Annotated in this window: 14 protein-coding genes and 1 pseudogene; 8 read left to right on the top strand and 7 right to left on the bottom strand. The window is 57.9% G+C overall.

The window, feature by feature from the left end; genetic code table 11:
- Positions 1 to 271 precede the first annotated feature (271 nt).
- A complete protein-coding gene (locus K3169_RS26425; protein WP_027897897.1) occupies positions 272 to 1,564 on the top strand; it encodes an MFS transporter in 1,293 nt (430 codons plus the stop codon).
- 156 nt (positions 1,565 to 1,720) lie between these two features.
- Here K3169_RS26425 and K3169_RS26420 read toward each other — a convergent pair whose 3' ends face one another.
- Positions 1,721 to 2,635, bottom strand: coding sequence for a LysR family transcriptional regulator (locus K3169_RS26420; RefSeq protein WP_255880518.1), 915 nt, complete (start codon positions 2,633 to 2,635; stop codon positions 1,721 to 1,723).
- Positions 2,636 to 2,806: 171 nt separating this feature from the next.
- Between K3169_RS26420 and K3169_RS26415 the strand changes: the two genes are divergently transcribed.
- The gene (locus tag K3169_RS26415; RefSeq protein ID WP_411567017.1) at positions 2,807 to 4,219 is read left to right on the top strand and encodes a M20 family metallopeptidase; all 1,413 of its coding nucleotides are present in this window, start codon (positions 2,807 to 2,809) and stop codon (positions 4,217 to 4,219) included.
- 132 nt (positions 4,220 to 4,351) lie between these two features.
- Here K3169_RS26415 and K3169_RS26410 read toward each other — a convergent pair whose 3' ends face one another.
- The 4 genes from K3169_RS26410 to K3169_RS26395 all read right to left on the bottom strand — a co-directional run bounded on the left by K3169_RS26410 (position 4,352) and on the right by K3169_RS26395 (position 8,800).
- Complete coding sequence (locus K3169_RS26410) at positions 4,352 to 5,863, bottom strand: amino acid ABC transporter permease/ATP-binding protein (RefSeq protein ID WP_263268868.1); 1,512 nt, start codon at positions 5,861 to 5,863, stop codon at positions 4,352 to 4,354.
- A 144-nt stretch (positions 5,864 to 6,007) separates the two neighbouring features.
- On the bottom strand, positions 6,008 to 6,811 hold the full coding sequence (locus tag K3169_RS26405) for an ABC transporter substrate-binding protein (RefSeq protein WP_263268866.1): 804 nt from the start codon (positions 6,809 to 6,811) through the stop codon (positions 6,008 to 6,010).
- Positions 6,812 to 6,878: 67 nt separating this feature from the next.
- Entirely contained in the window at positions 6,879 to 7,934 is a 1,056-nt protein-coding gene (locus K3169_RS26400; protein ID WP_263268864.1) for an isopenicillin N synthase family dioxygenase, read from the bottom strand.
- Positions 7,935 to 7,948: 14 nt separating this feature from the next.
- Complete coding sequence (locus K3169_RS26395; protein ID WP_263268862.1) at positions 7,949 to 8,800, bottom strand: sugar phosphate isomerase/epimerase family protein; 852 nt, start codon at positions 8,798 to 8,800, stop codon at positions 7,949 to 7,951.
- Positions 8,801 to 9,552: 752 nt separating this feature from the next.
- Between K3169_RS26395 and K3169_RS26390 the strand changes: the two genes are divergently transcribed.
- From K3169_RS26390 to K3169_RS26380, 3 genes are read left to right on the top strand one after another with little or no spacing between them, the layout of a single operon-like run.
- On the top strand, positions 9,553 to 10,005 hold the full coding sequence (locus K3169_RS26390; protein WP_099268981.1) for a (2Fe-2S)-binding protein: 453 nt from the start codon (positions 9,553 to 9,555) through the stop codon (positions 10,003 to 10,005).
- 11 nt (positions 10,006 to 10,016) lie between these two features.
- Positions 10,017 to 12,209, top strand: a complete 2,193-nt coding sequence (locus K3169_RS26385) for a xanthine dehydrogenase family protein molybdopterin-binding subunit (protein ID WP_263268859.1) — start codon at positions 10,017 to 10,019, stop codon at positions 12,207 to 12,209.
- 11 nt (positions 12,210 to 12,220) lie between these two features.
- Positions 12,221 to 13,435, top strand: a complete 1,215-nt coding sequence (locus K3169_RS26380) for a cytochrome c (RefSeq protein ID WP_263268857.1) — start codon at positions 12,221 to 12,223, stop codon at positions 13,433 to 13,435.
- Positions 13,436 to 13,607: 172 nt separating this feature from the next.
- Here K3169_RS26380 and K3169_RS26375 read toward each other — a convergent pair whose 3' ends face one another.
- Entirely contained in the window at positions 13,608 to 14,501 is an 894-nt protein-coding gene (locus tag K3169_RS26375) for a GDP-mannose 4,6-dehydratase (protein ID WP_263268855.1), read from the bottom strand.
- Positions 14,501 to 15,532, bottom strand: coding sequence for a GDP-mannose 4,6-dehydratase (gene gmd, locus K3169_RS26370; RefSeq protein ID WP_255878700.1), 1,032 nt, complete (start codon positions 15,530 to 15,532; stop codon positions 14,501 to 14,503). The genes K3169_RS26375 and gmd overlap by 1 nt, the downstream gene beginning before the upstream one ends.
- Positions 15,533 to 15,885: 353 nt before the next feature.
- Between gmd and K3169_RS29910 the strand changes: the two are divergent.
- The 3 genes and pseudogenes from K3169_RS29910 to K3169_RS26360 all read left to right on the top strand — a co-directional run.
- Positions 15,886 to 16,656 (top strand): annotated as a pseudogene (locus K3169_RS29910) (PAS domain-containing protein); the annotation flags it as partial.
- Positions 16,642 to 17,199, top strand: a complete 558-nt coding sequence (locus K3169_RS29905; protein WP_406644118.1) for a methyl-accepting chemotaxis protein — start codon at positions 16,642 to 16,644, stop codon at positions 17,197 to 17,199. The pseudogene K3169_RS29910 and the gene K3169_RS29905, both read left to right, overlap by 15 nt.
- 424 nt (positions 17,200 to 17,623) lie before the next feature.
- Positions 17,624 to 18,796 (top strand): murein transglycosylase A, encoded by a 1,173-nt coding sequence (locus K3169_RS26360; protein ID WP_263268851.1) that lies wholly within the window; start codon positions 17,624 to 17,626, stop codon positions 18,794 to 18,796.
- Positions 18,797 to 19,021 lie beyond the last annotated feature (225 nt).

Below are 19,021 nucleotides of genomic sequence, written 5' to 3'. Positions count from 1 at the left end.
GAGCGCACGAGCACTGCGAGGCCGCGATCGCGATCTGCCTGATACACCGCCATCGCGGCCTCGCAGTGCTCGTGCGCTCCTACAAGGGGAGGTGAGCACCAATAACGCTCAAAAAAGCCAAAATATCGCACCGGCGCTTTGCGTTCAGAGCAATGAAATGTTCTGAAATGCATAATTGTGTGAAGGGTTGCCCGCCCCTACCATCACGTCAAAGGTCAGCCCCCTCGTCAGGGGTAAAAGACCCATTCCTTGACGAGTTGGAGAACCACGCATGACAACTGCGCACGTAGCGGCCCAGTCTCCCGCGAAACCGCCGATGTCCAGAGGCAAGCTGTACAAACTGGTGATCGCCTCGTCGATTGGCAATGCTCTGGAATGGTTCGACCTGATCGTCTACGGGTTCTTCGCGATCACCATCTCCAAACTGTTCTTCCCCACCGCTGACGAGACGGTATCGCTACTGTTGGCGCTGGGTACTTTCGCACTCTCTTACCTGATTCGCCCCTTGGGCGCGGCCGTGTTGGGCTCCTATGCCGACCGTGTCGGTCGCAAGTCGGCGATGCTGGTATCGATCTGGCTGATGATGCTCGGCACGTTGCTGATTGCGATCATGCCGACCTACGCGGCTATCGGTGTCTGGGCGCCGATCGGAATATTCCTGGCGCGTCTGATTCAGGGATTTTCCGCGGGTGGCGAGTTCGGCAGCGCAACCGCTTTGCTGGTGGAACATGCTCCGGAACGCAAAGGGCTGCTTTCCAGTTTCATGTTTGCCAGTCAGGGCATCAGCAGTTTGCTGGCTTCAGGGTTCGGTTTGTTACTGACTACCACGCTGACGGTGGACCAGCTTGAATCCTGGGGCTGGCGCATTCCGTTTCTGTTCGGTTTGATGATCGGCCCGGTCGGCTTGTACATCCGTCGTCACATCGAAGAGGCTGGGGAGTTCAAGGAAAGTGAGCGCAGCCATGCGCCTGTGGGAGAACTGTTCAAGGCGCACAAGTACCGCATGCTACTTGCTGTCGGCGCGCTGATGCTGTCCACGTCGGCCACCTACGTGATCATTTACATGCCCACTTATGCCGTCAAACAGCTGGGCCTGAGCGCATCCATCGGTTTTGCGGGCACGCTGCTCAGTGGGCTGGTGCTGACTATTCTGACGCCGTTCATTGGTCATCTGTCCGACGTGTTTGGTCGTACCCGGATCATGCTCGGCGCGTCGCTGATCTTCATCCTCAGTATCTATCCGGCGTTTTCCTGGCTGGCAGCCAACCCGACGTTGCTGGTGTTGTTGGCGGTATTGTTCTGGATGAGCATTCTCAAGGCGATCTACTTCGGTGGCCTGCCTGCCCTGATGTCCGAGTTGTTTCCTACCCAGGTGCGTGCCACCGGCATGGCCCTGAGTTACAACATCGGCACCACGGTGTTCGGCAGCTTCACGCCCTTCATCATCGCGTGGCTGATCAGTGCCAGCGGCGACAACCTCGCGCCGAGTTACTACCTGCTCGTCACAGGTGTGCTCAGTCTGGTCACCCTGTTCGCGATTCGTCGACTGCTGAAGCTGGCCTGACAGCACGTCAACGCAGGACCTGTAGGAGCACGCTTGCCCGCGATAGCGTCAGCGCAGCCGATATATTTATCGGCTGACACACCGAATCGCGGGCAAGCGCGCTCCTACGCAAAAGCATTCCAGATCAGTTAGTTGAGTTTTTTGACAAGAGCCGCATCAGCCTTTGGTGACTGTGCTCGCCGTCACCAGTTGCTCTTCCAGAAAACTCAGAAAGTAACGCACCAACACCGGCAGTTTGCGTCCGGCCATGATCTGCACTTGCAGGCTGCGCTGGCGTAACTGAGGATCGCTCATGGGCACCAGCACCAGATTGTCCCGGTTTGTGGAGCCATTGACGGTGACGGTGCCGCACAGCGCAATAACATCCTGGGAATACCGAACCACGCTATAGATCGTGCCCAACGATTGACTGGTGTAGGCGGGCACGATGTTGATGCCCTGCAAGTGACAGGCGATATCGAACAGATAGCGCAGGGTCGAGCCTGTGTAGGGCAGGGCGAGCGGGAAGTCGCTCAGGTCTTTCACTTCAAGGGACTCACGGTTGGCCAGCGGGTGGCTGGCGGGCATGAGGGCGCTGATGGGTGAGTCGCAACTCAGGGATATTTCAACGCCTTGAGTTGGCGTCAGACTGAAGGTCAGGGCGATGTCCACCGAACCTTCCTTGACCAGTTGCGATGCGCGGGCCGCGTCCACCACGTGCACATCGAAACTCGCCCCAGGATGGAAGTTACGAAACTCTGCCGTGACCCTCGGCAAAAATTCCCACGCCATCCCTTCCGGGCAGGCCAGCACAATCCGGTGCTGCTGCAAGGTGTTCACGCCGCGCATTTCGGCGATCACGTTCTTCACTTCCAGCATGTTGCGCGTGGCATAGGCCAGCAGCAATTCGCCCGGCTCGGTCAGTTGCATGCCGCGCGGCTTGCGCTCGAACAACTGCAAGCCGAGGTTCTCTTCAAGGTTGCTGATCTGGCGGCTGACCGCAGACACCGCGACATGCAGCTCTTCGGCCGCTGCCGATAGCGAACCGGTCCGGGCCACACTGTGGAAATAACGCAGCGGCAGATCATGCATATCAGCTCCCTATTGCTGCCTCATCGCTGTGCAGATCAGGTTTGTTCTAAAGGCAAGGATAGCTTGCAAACTTGATAATTGTTGCAAGTCAGGCGGCAACGTTACCCTTGATTTCATTGCTGGTCGAGCTGCTTTTCAGCACGACTGAACGCCCCGTGAAAGGTAATCCTGATGTCTTCAACCCCCTTGCATACCCGAGAGCACGCCATTGAACTTGCCGCTCAAACCCTCAATTCCGGGGCGTTTATTGAGACCCTGAGCCGCCGTGTAGCGCAACGTACCGAGAGCCAGAACCCTGAGTGCGCCCAGCCGTTGAGTGACTATTTACTGATCGAATTGCAACCATTGCTGGTCCGTTTGGGATTCACCTGCCGCTTTGTTGAAAACCCGCACAGCGGCAAACCACCGCTGCTTTTTGCTCAGCGCATTGAAGACCCTGCGTTGCTGACCTTGCTGACTTACGGCCATGGCGACGTCACCAGCGGCCAGGACGAACTCTGGCAGGAAGGCACTGCCCCTTGGCAATTGAGCATCAAGGACGGGCGCATTTATGGTCGCGGTACGGCCGACAACAAGGGCCAGCACAGCATCAACCTGGCCGCGCTCGAAGCGGTGTTGCAGGCGCGCGAAGGCAAGCTCGGCTACAACCTGAAAATCATTTTCGAGATGAGTGAAGAAGTCGGCTCGCCGGGTCTTGAACAAGCCTGCCGTGACAACGCCGAAGAGCTGGCCGCTGATCTGTTTCTGGCCTCCGATGGCCCGCGTGTACGACACGATCTGCCGACATTGTTCCTCGGCTCCCGTGGCGTCTGCCAGTTCCGTCTGACGCTGGACACCGGTAACGGCAGCCGTCATTCGGGCAATTGGGGCGGGATTATTACCAACCCGGCCATCGTGCTGGGCCACGCCTTGTCATCGTTGGTTTCTGCTCAGGGCGAACTACTCGCTGAATGCCTGCGGCCGGCACCCATGCCGGAATACGTGTCGGCGCTGATCCGTGATCTGCCGGTGGGGGGCGAAAGCTTTGACCCGCAGCTCAACCCGAACTGGGGCGAACCGGGCCTGACCACAGGCGAAAAACTGTTCGGCCGCAACACTCTTGAGGTCGTCGGCTTGTCGTCCGGCAGCACGGTCAAAGTGATCGGTGCGATTCCGGGGCGGGCCGAAGCGGTGTGCCAGTTGCGTTTTGTCGACGGTACTGACTGGCAATCGCTGGAGAGCAACCTGCGCAAGTACCTGGATCAGCATGGCTTTGAAGATGTGCAGATCAATATCGAGGGCGGGTATGCCGCGACCCGCCTTGATCCACGTCATCCGTGGGTTGGGTTTGTGCAGCAGTCGGTGAGCCGGAGTCTTGGTGAGCCGGTGAGCATTTTGCCGAACCTGGGCGGGACGATTCCCAACCACTGCTTCGCTGATGTACTGGGCTTGCCAACGGTCTGGCTGCCGCACTCTTATCCATCCTGCAAACAGCATGCGCCGGATGAACATCTGCTCGAGAGCGTTGTGGAACAAGGCCTGAAAGCCGCGACCGGGTTGTTCTGGGATCTTGGCGAGGCGCCCGCGAAGATGCTGAAGGTCTGACAGAAACTCTTTTGCACGGGCGCACCAATCCTTGTGGGAGCCGGGCTTGCCCGCGATACAGGCGACGCTGTTCTGTCGTGGACTGCGTCAGCCTTATCGCGGGCAAGCCCAGCTCCCACAGAGGGGAGTGTATTAGCGATCCAGCCCCATAAACTGCACCACCCGTTCCCCAGCCTGACCCGCACGAATGGTCTGCGGTCCGGCATCGGCCTGGACCACGCCGTTTTCCATGAAAATCACCCGGTCTGAAATGGACATAGCGAAGTCCATTTCGTGGGTGACGATCAGCATGGTCATGCCTTCCTTCGCCAGGTCGCTGATGACCTTCAGCACATCTCCTACCAGTTCCGGGTCCAGCGCAGAGGTCGGTTCATCGAACAGCATGATCTGCGGGTCCATTGCCAGGGCGCGGGCGATGGCGACGCGTTGCTGCTGCCCGCCGGACAACTGATGCGGATACTTGTGTGCGTGGGCCAGCAGGCCAACCTTGTCCAGCAGTGCGTAGGCGCGTTGCTCGCTGATCACCCGATCCCGGTCGTGATAACGCGGGGCGAGGGTGACGTTGTCGAGGATCGTCCGGTGCGGGAACAGGTTGAAGTTCTGGAACACCATCCCGATGCGCTGCACCCCGCGACGTATCTGCGGATTGTTCGGCTTGTCACCTGCGTGAATGAAGCTCTCGCCGAACAGAATGATCTCGCCGTCATCAATGCTTTCCAAGCCGTTGACGGTACGAATCAACGAGGTCTTGCCTGAGCCAGACGGACCGATGATAGAGATTACCTGACCCACAGCTACGTCCAGATTGATGCCCTTGAGCACTTCATGCTTGCCGTAACTTTTATGAATCGTGTGCAGTTGCAGCGCTGGCGCAAGACCGTTTTCAGCGGGGGCGGCCGCTTTCGAGACGGTGGCCGGAAGGCTGGCCCGTAATTGCTGCACGCTGGCGTCATCCAGGGTTTGCGGCTTGCGGTTGTTCAGTTCCAGATGCTGTTCCAGCCAGTGGAACAGCCAGCCGAACACGGTGACGATCATCACGTAATACACCGCCACGGCCGACAGGGTTTCCATGACCAGAAAGTTTTGCGCGTACAGGCGTTGGCCCACGGTCAGCAGTTCAGTCAGGGAAATGACCGAGATGATCGAAGTGAGTTTTACTACGGTGATGTATTCGTTGATCAGCGTTGGCAGCGAGATACGAAACGCCTGCGGGATCACGATCAGCCGCTGCATGCCCAGGACGCCAATACCCAGCGCACGCCCGGCTTCTTTCTGACCCTTGGCCACGGAAATCAGCCCGCCGCGATGGATCTCGGCCATGTACGCCGCTTCCGTGACCACCAGCGCAAACAGGCCTGAATAGAACGGATCGGAGAACAGGTCGCGGGTGAATGGCAGCATCTGCGGCAGGTTGTAGATGAACACCACCAGCACCAACAGCGGGACGCTGCGGAAGAACCAGATATAAATCGACGCTGGAATACGGACCCAGCGCGAAGCCGACAGCTTGGCCGAAGCCAGCAGAAACCCCAGCAGCATGCCGATGAACCAGCCCAGGGCACTGAGCTGGATGACGGTGATGCAGGACTTCCAGAAGTCCACCATCGAAAACAGAGAAAAAAAGTAAGCCCATTCGAATTGCATGTACACCTCAAGGTCAGCCGCACAGCAACCTGTAGGAGCGCGCTTGCCCGCGATTGGGTCTACAGGTCGACTGAGTTATCGACTCGACTGACGCTATCGCGGGCAAACGCGCTCCTACCGATTGGGGGCGTTTAATGCTGTGAATCAGTTACTCGGCGCTTCCAGGTTGTATTTCTTCAGCAACGCATCGTATTCGCCGGATTTCTTGGTCTCGTCGAAGGCCTTGAGCAGCGCTTGATACAGCTCCTCGTTGCCCTTCTTCACGTAGATGCCAAGGGTCTGCTGATAGATCGAATGCTCAGTGCTGACCACCACGCGGCCTTTGGTGCGTTCGGCGATCATGCCGGCCGCGCCGTCGATTTCGACTTGTGCCTGAACGTTGCCCGACAGCAGCGCCTGAGTCACTTCAGGGGCTGATGGGAATTCGCTGACCGAGATTGCGCCTTTGTTGTTCGGCACGCAGTAATCCACCGACAGCTTGTTGAACTGGGCAACCCAGGTCGTGCCTTTTTCCAGGCCGACTTTCAGGCCGCAGAGGTCTTCCGGCACCTTGGGTTTAACCTTGCTGTCCTTGAGCACCATGATCGCTGCGCCGGTTTTGGCGTAGGCAATGGTTTGTGCCTGGGTCTGACGCTCCGGCGTGATGTACATGCCCGAGATGATCGCGTCGTAGTGACCCGAGTTCAGGCTGAGGATCAGGCTGGAGAACTTGGTGTCGACGAAGTCCGCCTTGAGGTTCATGTGCTTGGCGAGCATGTGCGCCAGTTCGGGATCTGAACCGACGACATTTTTCTTCTCGTCATAGGATTCGAACGGTGGATAAGTGATCTCCATCCCCACTTTGAACACGCCCGGTGTCACGGTAGTGGCGGCGTGTGCCAGCGTCGCGCCAAACACGGCGGCGGCAAGCACGGTCAAGCGGACAGCAATGTTCTTTTTATTGCGCATCGTCGAGGACTCCAAAGTAGAGAAAGGTAAGCACGGTAGAGTTGGGAAAAGGGTTTAGCCGGGCAATTCAGAGCGGTTCTGAAGCCTGGTTTTTCAAGTGGCCAAAGCTCGAAGGCTTGCGGGCTTTTTCATAAAGCTTCAATTCGCCGTTCTCCACTTTTCTGCGCAGGTACTGATAGGTTTGCAGTGCCTGGCCGAACATGTGTTCGCCGATGGTGATCTCCTCGTAATCCTGTGCGCCGGCCTTGGCGAACTGCGGCAACGGTTTGATTTGCGTATGAAAATCGCAGGCGTAGAACAGTGGAAATGAATAGCGTTCTTCGCTGACGGTTCTGACCCGATGGGCCGTTGCAACGAACGTACCAGCGGTCATTACCTCCAGCATGTCGCCGATATTGACGACGAATGCGTCTTCTACAGGCGGCGCGTCGATCCATTGACCCAGATCGTTCATCACTTCCAGGCCCGGCTTGTCGGCCAGCAAGATCGTGAAGCACTCGTAATCGGTGTGTGCACCAATACCGGGCGCGTCCTGTGCGGCGTCGTCGAAGGGGTAGTGGATCAGGCGCAGCTTGGAAGGCGGTCGAGTGACCATCGCGTCGAAGTAACCCTCTTCCAGACCGAGCGCCAACGCGAAGCCATCGAACAGCCGACGACCCAGGGCGAATACAGCCGCGTAATAGGCTTGCACCGCAGGCTTGAAGCCCTGCAGGTCCGGCCATTCGTTGGCGCCGATCAGGGGAGTTTTGGCGATCACCAGCGGGTCTTCATCACCCACTTCAAAGCCGATATCGAAGGCTTCTTTGTGGTCCGGCTTGCCTTTGGCATACACCTCCTCACCTTCCGGCACGAAGCCTTTATGGCTGCGCGACGTGCCGATGTAATGCTGCATCTTGTAATCCAGCGACTGGGCAAAAAGATCCTTGGCGGCCTGACGCAGTCCATCGATCAACGTGAGATCAATGCCGTGATTCTTTATGTACAGAAAGCCGACTTCCCGCGCCGCTTTGCCGAGGTCTTCGGCCACCGCCTGGCGTTGGGCAATATCGGTGCTGAACAGCCCGGCGATATCCACAACCGGGATGCTGTTGAAGTTGGCGATGGCTTGAGAGTGATCCGGCATGACAACAGGCTCCATTAGCGGTAGGTGGATTGGGAGAAGCGCTGGAAGTGTTCGCGTTCGGTCTTACCCATCCAGGTGTTCAGCGACCACAAATCGGCCACCGGCACGTTGGTGAAGGGCAGGTGATGCAGGTAGCCATCGGCGCCGAACTCCGGCGTCAGCGTAGTGACTTGATAGCCGCGCTCCTGTTGCGAGCGCCAGATCGCTTCCCAGTGTTGCTGATGGAAGGCCAATTCCTTTGCGTATTCCGGTGCGGCGGGATGCGGGACTTGCGGGCCCTGGTCGTAACCAACCCGGGCCTGAATGTGATGGACGCGTTCAACGAAAGCGCTCAGGTCGTCTTCCGGATCGTTGAGCAGACGCTCGCAGGTCACGATCCAGTGGCTGATGTCGCTGGTGAAACGCAGGTCCGGCAATTGCCGAATCAGTTCAAGGGTCACCCACGGATTGAACAACGAGCGCGAGCGATGAGTTTCGAAGGCGCATAACTGACCGTGCTTGCGTGCCAGTTCCAGAGCCTGACCGAAGAACTCCACTTGTTGTGTTAATTGCCAACGATCATTACCGGCCAGTACGTTGACGAAGCGTGGCGACAGCTCACTCGCCCAGCCCAGTTTCTTGTCCAGATCAGTGAGGTGTTCGGCGACTGTCGCTGATTGTTCTGGCAGCACGTCGTAAGCGGTGAAGACAGTGCTGATATAGCCCACCTGATTGGCCCGCAAGAACGCCGCGAACTCGGCACGCTCCGCAGCGCTCAGTGGCAGGCGCGCTTCCATTCCGTCGAACCCGGCTTCGAGCAGTTCTTCCAGAGCCTGGGTTTTGCTCGCGGTATAGCCCCAGAGGGTGCGGAATATTTCCAGCTTCATCGATCGACCTCAAAGATTGCTCAAGCAAGTGACGCGGCCTGATCTTAGGTGGGCGTGATGAGCGAGAAGAATAGGAAAGCTCAAATCGATAGTTCAGAGATTTGTGAAGTATCAGCGGCCAGCGCATATCCATTGTGGGAGCCGAGCTTGCTCGCGATGCAGGCAACGCGTTGTTTCAGCCGGACCGCGTTATCGTTCATCGCGAGCAAGCTCGGCTCCCACAGGAATCACTGACGTGGGCGAGCATAGAATCTCCTACAGGAATCACTGATGACGTGGGACTGGCTTTAGCCGGGAGGACAGTATTTCTATAGAAGTAGATCTTGTGGATGTTCTGACCCCCTCCCGGCTAAAGCCGGTCCTACGGAGTTGTTTAAAACCTGTAAGGGTGTATTCCAAGCGTTTAATCAGGAAATGCATGGAATCAGGCACGAACCCCGGAGTTCTAGGCATTTCGTCCGGTGCCAGCACGCGCGTACTATCCGCGCACGACCGTATTGCTGACGATCCTCGTCAAGGTATTGCGCAAGTCACGCCGTAGAGCGGCTGCCATACCTGCTGTCTTTCTTTATTTTGTTTCTGCCAGCCGGATTAAATCCTCCGGAGTTTTCACAGGCGCGCTACTTTTAAATCACCCGGCAACGATCCGGGTGATCACAGAACTATAACGAACTGAACCGAAACCGCTGTGGACCAGCGTCGCCAACGCGACGCATCAGCGGTTAACCGTGATGAATGCCAGAGGTTTTACGATGCAAACACTACTGATCAATGGTCAGCAGCATGAGCTGGATGTCGCTGAAGACATGCCTTTGCTCTGGGTCCTGCGCGACGTGCTGGGCCTGACGGGCACTAAATATGGCTGCGGTATTGCCCAGTGCGGCGTGTGCACGGTGCATCTCGATGGCCAGGCGGTGCGCTCTTGCGTGTTGCCGGTCAGTGCTGTGGGTGGGCGCAAAGTGACCACCATTGAAGCCGTCGGCGAATTGCCGGTCGGTCAGGAAGTGCAAAAAGCCTGGCTCGCGCACGAAGTCGTGCAATGCGGTTACTGCCAGCCGGGGCAGATCATGTCTGCCGTGGCGCTGCTGCAGGCGCATCCGGATGCCAACGATGAACAGATCACCGAGGCCATGGCCGGGAATCTGTGCCGTTGCGCGACCTATACGCGGATTCGTGCCGCCATCAAAAGCGTCAGTCAGGCCTGAAGGAAGACACCATGTCAGAAGTAAAAGGATCTGCTGCGACGGTGTCACGTCGTGGGCTGCTCAAGGGTGGAGCGCTTTCGCTGGGTGGGCTGGTGATCAGCACCTGGCTGCCGCCGATGGCCACACGCAGCATGGCGGCCGAAGCGGTCAGCGCTGCTCGTCTGGGTGACAAGGCCTCTCCAGGCTTTGGTGCCTTTGTGCGCGTAGCCCTCGACGGTCAGATCACTGTGATCTCGCCGAAAATCGAAATGGGTCAGGGCGTGCAGACCGGTATCGCGATGATGGTCGCTGAAGAGCTGGAAGTCCCGCTCAGCTCGGTGAGGATCGAAGAGTCGCCGCCCGACGCGGCGCTGTATACCGACAACATTCTGCAGTTCCAGGCCACCGGCGGTTCCTCATCGACCCGCTACACCTGGGAGCCATTGCGCAAAGCCGGGGCAACCGCCCGGGTTCTGCTGATCGAAGCCGCCGCCGTTCGATGGAACGTGGCGCCAAGCCTGTGCCGTGCCGAAAACGGTCACGTGCTGGGGCCTAACGGCAAGACGCTGGCCTATGGCGAACTGGTAGAAGCCGCCGCTGCGCTCCCGGTTCCCAAGGACGTCCCGCTCAAGGCTATCGCCGACTTCAAATTGCTGGGCACTTCCGCTCAACGTCTGGACACGCCGCACAAGGTCAACGGTTCGGCGCAGTTCACCATCGACGTAAAAATCCCCGACATGCTGATCGCTTCGTCGCTCACCTGTCCGGTCCATGGCGGCAAGCTGCGCAGCGTGAAAGACGAGGCAGCACGCAAAGTCCCCGGCGTGCGCGATGTGGTCCGCCTGGAGAATGCTGTCGCCGTTACTGCGACTAATTTCTGGTCCTGCCAGCAAGCGCTGAAGGCGCTGGAAATCGAATGGGACCTCGGTCCACATGCGTCGATTGATTCCGCACAACTGGACAAAGAACTGCTGGACGCCAGTTCCAAAGACGGCGTGTTCGCCAAGCAGACCGGTGATATCGGTGCGGCGCTGAAGAACGCTTCAAGCCAGTTCGAAGCCGTGTACCAGCAGCCATTCCTGTCTCACTCGCCGCTGGAACCCATGACCTGCGTCGCTCATGTGCGTCCGAACATGTGCGAGCTATGGGTCGGTTGCCAGGCTCCTGGCTTTGCGCAAATGGGCGCGGCCAAGGTCGCCGGTCTGCCTGTGGATAAAGTAGTTATCCACAACCAGCTCATCGGCGGCGGCTTTGGTCGGCGTCTGGAGTCGGACTTCATCTTCCAGGCCGTGGACATCGCCCGCCAGCTCAGCTACCCGATCAAGCTGATCTGGAGCCGTGAAGAGGACATGACCCACGACAAATACCGTCCGCATTACGTTGATCGCATGAATGCGGCGCTGGGTAAAGATGGCAAACCGGTTGGCTGGGAACATCGAATTGCAGGCGCTTCAGTCATGGCGGCCTACGTTGGCAAGCTGCCAGAAAGCGGCGTGGATGCTGACGCCGTCGAAGTCGCCATCGATCCGGTCTACAAACTGGACAGCTTGCAAGTGCGTTACATCCGCCAGGACCCGGAGGTTATTCCGGTTTCCTGGTGGCGTGGCGTGGGCCCGTTGCGCAGCACTTACGCCGTCGAAAGCTTCATCGACGAGCTGGCGCACAACGCCAAAGTTGATCCGGTTGAATACCGCTTGAGCCTGATGCAGGAGCAACCCCGCGCTCAGGCAGTGCTGAAGAAAGCTGCAGAAATCGCCGACTGGAAAACCCCTCTGCCCGCCGGTCACGGTCGAGGCGTAGCGGTCAGTGCTGTGTTTGGCAGCTTTGTGGCGACCATCGTCGAGCTGGAAGTGCAGGCTAACAAAGGGATGCGCATCAAGCGTCTGATCACGGTGGTGGATTGCGGCTTTGCCACCAACCCACGGTCTGTCGAATCGCAAATGGAGGGCGGAACGCTCTTCGGCCTGTCGGCTGCGCTGTTCAACGAAATCCTCATCGAAAAAGGCCAGGTGGTGCAGACCAACTTCCACGCCTATCGGCAGATCCGCATGAGTGATGCTCCGCCCGTGGAAGTGCATGTGATCAAGAGTGAAGAAAGCCCCGGTGGTGTCGGTGAGACCGGCGCAGTGCCTGCTGCTGCAGCGCTGGTCAACGCCGTGTTCGCCGCGTCGAAAGTACGCGAGCGTCGTCTGCCACTGAGCCGTTCCGGCTATTTCACTCTTTGAGGAGCGCTGTTATGAAAACGTTGAATTATGCGCTCGCCGTGCTGGGTGCAAGCTTTGGGCTGACGGTTCAGGCTGCTGATCAAAGCCTCATCAGCAAAGGCGAGTATCTGACTCGCGCCGCTGATTGCGTGGCGTGTCACGTGACACCTGGCGGCAAACCCTACGCGGGTGGTCTGGAGTTCAAGCTGCCGTTTGGCACGCTGTATTCGCCGAACATCACCCCCGATAAAGAAACCGGGATTGGCAACTGGACCGACGATGAATTTGTCAGCGCGCTACAAAAGGGCGTCGGCAAGGACGGCAAACATTACTACCCGGCCTTCCCGTATACCTCGTACACATTGATGCCGCGCGAGGACATTCTGGCGATCAAGGCGTATCTGTTCAGCCTTGAGCCGATCAGTCAGAAGCCCAAAGAAAATGACCTGGCGTTCCCGTTCAACCAGCGTTGGGGCATGTTCTTCTGGAACGCGATCTTCGCCGATAACGAACGCTTCGTGCCGGACAGCAAACAGTCTGCTGAATGGAATCGCGGTGCTTATCTGGTGCAAGGTCCAGGGCACTGTGGCGAATGCCATACCCCGCGCAATATCTTCCAGGCCATGAGCAGCGGTAAATCCCTGGCCGGTGGCGAGATTGGCAACTGGCGCGCCTATAACATCAGCTCTGACCCGAAACACGGGATCGGTGCCTGGCCGCAGGAAGCTTTGGTGAGCTACCTGTCCAAAGGTTACGCGCCGGGTTATGGCGGTGCTGGCGGGCCGATGGCGGATGCTGTCGAACACAGCCTGCGCTACTTGACGCCGGAAGACGTGAACGCGATTGCCGTTTACCTAAAGTCCACGCCTGCACGCAGCCAGGGTGTGCCGCGGCCAACAGTTGCGGTCAACGACAAGGCTGAGAAAGGTCTGGGCAGCAAGGTCTTCACTGACTCCTGCGTGGGCTGCCACCGTCTGGACGGTACGGGTAATCAGTCGGCCATTGCGACCTTGATCGGCTTGAAAACAGTCAACGACCCGGCAGGCACCAACCTGATGGCGACGCTGCTGGAGGGCCACACCCAAGGGACGCTCCGCGCTGATCAACGCATGCCCGACTTCGCCCGCGCCTATAACGATACCGAGCTGGCAGCGGTCAGCACGTTTGTATTGCGTCGTTTTGGACAGAGCAACGGGGAAGTGAAAGCTGAAGACGTAGCGAAATCGAGAGAGGCTTCGTTGCACTGATTGGCAGTGCTTATCATTTAAATTGAAATGCTCTCCTCTGTGGGAGCTGGGCTTGCCCGCGATAAGGCTGGACGCGATCTAAAGAGAATCGCGCCAGCCTTATCGCGGGCAAGCCCAGCTCCCACAGAGGATTCCCATTCCAATTCAAGATGTGTGAATCATTAGCCGTGCATCAGCCTTCCAACATCCACCGCAGCGTCTCTTTCAACGGCGGCGTTTTCCACTCCGGCACCAAACCGCGCAGCCGTGAGTTATTCCCGCACAGCGTCTTCACTTCGTTCTCCCGCACAAACGCCGGGTTCACTTCGGTGATGATTTGATGGCCGGTGATTTCGCTGCACATGTCGATCACTTCACGCAGTGAGTGAGTGACGCCCGAGCTGACATTGAAGGTCTGCCCGAGAGGCTGAGCCTCCAGCAGCCCTCGATAGGCACTGACAACCGCACGCACATCGCTGAAGTCGCGCCACACATCAAGGTTGCCCAGTTCGATCCTGTCCGCCTTGCGCAAAAAGTGCGCGACGATTTTGGGCAGCAGAAAGTTTTCGTCCTGCCCCACGCCGGTGTAATTGAACGGGCGCGCAATGATCAAAGGTAGTCGGGCCTGCCAGAGGTTAGCCATGTGCTCCATGGCCAACTTGCTGACCGCGTAATCATTGGCAGGGGAGGCTGGCGTTGTTTCATCCAGCGAACCTTCTGAGGCATTCCCGTAGACATTCGCGCTGCTGGCGATCAGCACACAGTCCGGGGTTTTGCCGCACGCATCGATGGCTTCCAGCAGGTTGCGAGTGCCGATCAGGTTGACCTGATAAAACGCATCCGCCACGCCATGTCCGACAAATGCCACTGCGGCAAGATGCACCACAATGTCAGGCTGGATTTCGGCCAACAGCTTTTGCAGTGCTGCAGTGTCCGCCAGATCGACTTGGTAATAACCCGCTTCTTCAGAAGATTGACGACCAATGCCAATGACTTCGCAGCCCTGGGCTTTGAGTTCTGCAGCCATGTAGCGACCGGTAAAACCGTGGATGCCGGTAATCAACGCGCGCTTGCCAGCAATAGTCATCAGAAGCTAATGCCTCTTTCATTACGCAGCAAATCGGCTTCAACCATCATGCGGCACAGCTCCTCTAGCGTGGTTTTGGACTCCCAACCGAGGATTTTCTTCGCCTTGGCCGGGTCTCCGACGAGCAGTTCGACCTCGTTCGGACGGTAAAATTTCGGGTTGACCGTCACCAGCACTTTGCCCGTTACCGCATCGACCGCATGCTCCTCTTCGCCTGAGCCTTTCCACTCAATGTCCATACCGACGGCCTTGAACGTCATGGTGACGAAGTCACGCACGGTTTCCACGCGGTTGGTGGCGAGGATAAAGGTGTCCGGCTCGTCAGCCTGGAGCATGCGCCACATGCCCTCGACGTACTCTTTGGAATAACCCCAGTCACGCTTGGCGTCCATGTTGCCTAGAGAAAACGCGTCCAGTTGGCCCAGTTTGATCTTGGCTACTGAGTCGGTGATCTTGCGAGTCACGAATTCCAGCCCGCGCAGGGGCGACTCGTGGTTGAACAGGATGCCGCTGGTTCCAAAGATTCCGTACGACTCCCGGTAATTGATGGTCATCCAGTGCGCGTAAAGCTTGGCAACGCCATAAGGGCTGCGCGGGTAAAACGGCGTGCTTTCAATTTGCGGAATGGCTTGCACCTTGCCGAACATCTCGGAGGTGGATGCCTGATAAAAGCGGATCTTCGGGTTAACGATGCGTATGGCTTCGAGCAGATTGACCACGCCCAGGCCGGTAATTTCGGCGGTGGTGACCGGTTGGTCGAAGGACACGCCCACGAAGCTTTGCGCTGCCAGGTTATAGATTTCCGTGGCTTCGGTTTTCTGCAGCAGACGAATGCTGGCTGACAGATCGGTCAGGTCGTATTCGATCAGGTGCAGGTTGGGATGATTCTGGATGCCCAGTTCGTTTATGCGCCAGAAGTTCACGGAGCTTGTGCGTCGGTAGGTGCCATAAACCGTGTAGCCCTTTTCGAGCAATAACTCGCTCAGGTAGGCGCCATCCTGTCCTGTGATGCCGGTGACGATTGCTTTCATACGGTGGCTTTCAACTCCGTTCATGAGGATAGAGCGGTCGGTCGGGATCTTCATGACCACCACACTCTGGCTGACCATCCTTGATACTGCGGGGAGATGCTGCGCGAGACCCTTCACATGCTAGACGACACTTCGGCCAAGTAAAGCTGGCTCGCAACATCTTGTAAAAAACACGCGCACTGGCAGAAAGTCTGCTTTATTCATTCATATGGGGGTGAATGGTGAACCCGAAGTGGCTCAACCTTATGCATCTCGTTGCGTTTAGCGCGTTGCGTGAAATCTGACAAAGGGTCATAAGCCCTTTTCACCCTTTGCCGATAACCGAAATACTCAACACATCGACCGGTGGCGAAATGTTCAACACTCGCTTGAAAAAGGAATTACAGGCGCAACAAGCCGAGTTGGCGATCTACAGGCAGATGGAAGTCGGCATGAATGCTCAGATGCTTTCCATCACCCTTGATCCCAGCTATCGCATTACCCGTATCAACGACAATTTTCTGAAAACACTGGGCTACGGTGCCGAGCGCGTGCAGGGCCGACCGCTGGATGACTTCATCCCGGCTTACGTCAAGCAGCTTGATTGTTACCGTAACCTGCGGGCGGCAGTCGACAGTGGCGTATCGGTCATCGACAACTACCGTTTTATCAAAGTGGACGGCAGTCTGGCCTGGTTGCGGGCGATCTGGTATCCGATCATGGGTGGGGACGGCAAGTTGTCCGAGATCCGTTGCTTCGGTACCGACATCACCGAAACGATCGAACTGGCCACGGAAAACGCTGGATTCATACAGGCGTTGCTGCGCTCCACTGCGGTCATCGAGTTTGATCTCGGTGGGCATGTCATTACCGCCAACGACCAGTTCTTGCGCGGTATGGGTTACAGCCTTTCGCAGATCAAGGGCAAGCACCACAGCATGTTTTGCGAGCCTGAAGAAACTTCTTCATCCAAATACAAAGAGTTCTGGGCGACCTTGAATCGTGGCGAATTTGTTGCCAGCCGGTTCAAGCGGATTGACGCCAGTGGTCGTGTGGTATGGCTGGAAGCAACCTATAACCCGGTGCATGACGCTCAGGGCAAGCTTTATAAAGTCGTGAAGTTTGCGACTGTGGTGACGGATCAGGTCGAGCGCGAGGTGGAAGTCAGTGAAGCGGCAGGCATCGCTTTCGAGATTTCCCAGCGTACGGACTTGAGTGCCCAGCGCGGCGCGACGGTGGTTCAGGACACTGTAGACACCATGCGCAAGATTTCGGACGAAATGCAGTCGGCGTCAGAAGGCATCGAAGCGTTGGGCAAGCAGTCGCTGCTGATCAGCTCCATCGTTCAGACCATCGGCGGCATCGCGCAGCAAACCAACCTGCTGGCGCTTAACGCGGCCATTGAAGCCGCCCGGGCTGGTGAGCAGGGTCGAGGCTTTGCGGTGGTCGCCGATGAGGTCAGGCAACTGGCCGGGCGCACGAGCACCGCGACTGAGGAAATCGTCAACGTAGTGCAGCAGAACCAGAATCTGGTGGACGCCGCCGTACGCGGAATGGCCAACAGCCGGGGGCAGGCCGAGCAGGGACTGGGGCTGGCAAACGATGCAGGCTCGGTGATCGTCGAAATCCAGGAAGGCGCCCGACAGGTGGTGGGCGCTGTGAGCCGGTTTGCCAATCAGTTGAAGTGAGGTTGAGCGCAGTTGCTTGAATTGGAATAGGGTCCTGTGGGAGCGAGGCTTGCCCGCGATAAGGCTGGACGCGGTTCACTTTAGATGGTGTCCAGCCTTATCGCGGGCAAGCCTCGCTCCCACATAGACCGCGCTATTCCGTAGGACCGGCCGGGCGGCGTTCCGCTTTAGCCGGGAGGAAGTCCGAATGTTCGCTAAATTTTCTTTGGCGACATACCGCTCTCCCGGCTAAAGCCGGTCCTGCAAGATCAAGAACTCGCTTGCAGGCAAACATAGAATCTCCCACAGGATTTGTGTCACACATGACACGGTATTTCCTCAGTCATCACCTGTAATTCCCGAGCTGACACCTTGCCCTTTGGACACGCGTGCGGGCATTGAGTACCCTTGCGGCCCACACCGCTCCAGGGGAGCCGCAGAGCTCATGAACCTTTCTTTCAAGCAATGGCGCAAAGGCCTGGCCTGGGCCGTGCCGTTGGCAATTCTGCTCGTCGGTTGCGATGGCGGAGACAAACAGCCAGCCCCGCCACCAGAACCACCGCCCCCGCCGCATACCACTTACACCCAGGCGACCTGGGATGCCCTGCCTGCGGTATCCGATGCCGACTTGCAAGCCGGTTTTGCTTCGTGGCGCAGCGCCTGTGTGCGACTCAAGGCCGATGCAGTCTGGGGCGCGACCTGTGCCGCTGCGGCCACAGTGCCCGCGAATGCCAGTGCCGCTCAGATCCGTGAGTTCCTGCAGGCGAATCTTCAGGTCTACAGCATGCGCTCGGCCACCGGCAGCGCGGACGGTTTGATCACCGGCTACTACGAGCCGGTCTACCCCGGCAGCCTGATCAAAACCGCCAAAGCTTCGGTGCCGATCTATGGCGTGCCTGACGACCTGATCATCGTCAATCTGGAAAGCATCTACCCGGAGCTCAAAGGCAAACGTCTGCGCGGACGTCTCGAAGGGCGCGTGCTCAAGCCTTACGATGACGCCGCAACTATCGGCGCGCAGGGCCTGAATGCCCCCGTGATTGCCTGGTTGACCGATCCGATGGACCTGCAGTTTCTGCAGATTCAGGGCTCTGGCCGGGTTCGCCTGGAGAATGGCAAACAGCTGCGTATCGCTTACGCCGATCAGAACGGCAGACCCTACCGGGCCATTGGCCGTTGGTTGGTAGAGCAGGGTGCGATACCCAAGGAAGACATCACCATGGGCAGCATCGCCGCATGGGCGAAAGCCAATCCCTCGCGCATCCCCGAGCTGTTGGCGAGCAACCCCAGTTACGTATTCTTCACCCGCAACCCTGACAGCAACGAAGGGCCAAGGGGCTCGTTGAATGTGCCGTTGACATCGGGTTACAGCGTGGCAATTGACCGCAAGGTTATCCCGTTGGGCAGCCTGCTTTGGCTGTCGACCACCCGGCCTGACGGTACCGCGCTGGTTCGTCCGGTCGCCGCACAGGACACCGGCGGCGCAATCGCCGGTGAGGTTCGTGCCGATTTGTTCTGGGGCACGGGCGATGAAGCGGGTCATCTGGCGGGCGACATGAAGCAGAAGGGCAATATCTGGTTGCTATGGCCGAAAGGTATGGCGCTGCCTCAGGAATAAACGCAGACAAACTCAAGGGCGCTCAGGCGCCCTTTTTTATTTGCCTGCGGTCACCCTTAGAGCTGCCCCGGTAAACAGAGGGCTGGTGGGACCGGATTCATCCGGGAAGACAGCATTCCAGACGAAGATTATGTAGTGGATGTACTGGCCCATTCCCGAATGAATTCGGTCCCACAGGATTTGCGTAATTCAGATAGTTACGTGTTGTTTGATAGGAGCGGTTTT

Origin of the sequence: Pseudomonas phytophila (assembly GCF_025643095.1) — a bacterium.
Lineage (GTDB): Bacteria > Pseudomonadota > Gammaproteobacteria > Pseudomonadales > Pseudomonadaceae > Aquipseudomonas > Aquipseudomonas quasicaspiana.
This window is presented reverse-complemented; position numbering and strand designations above follow the sequence as displayed.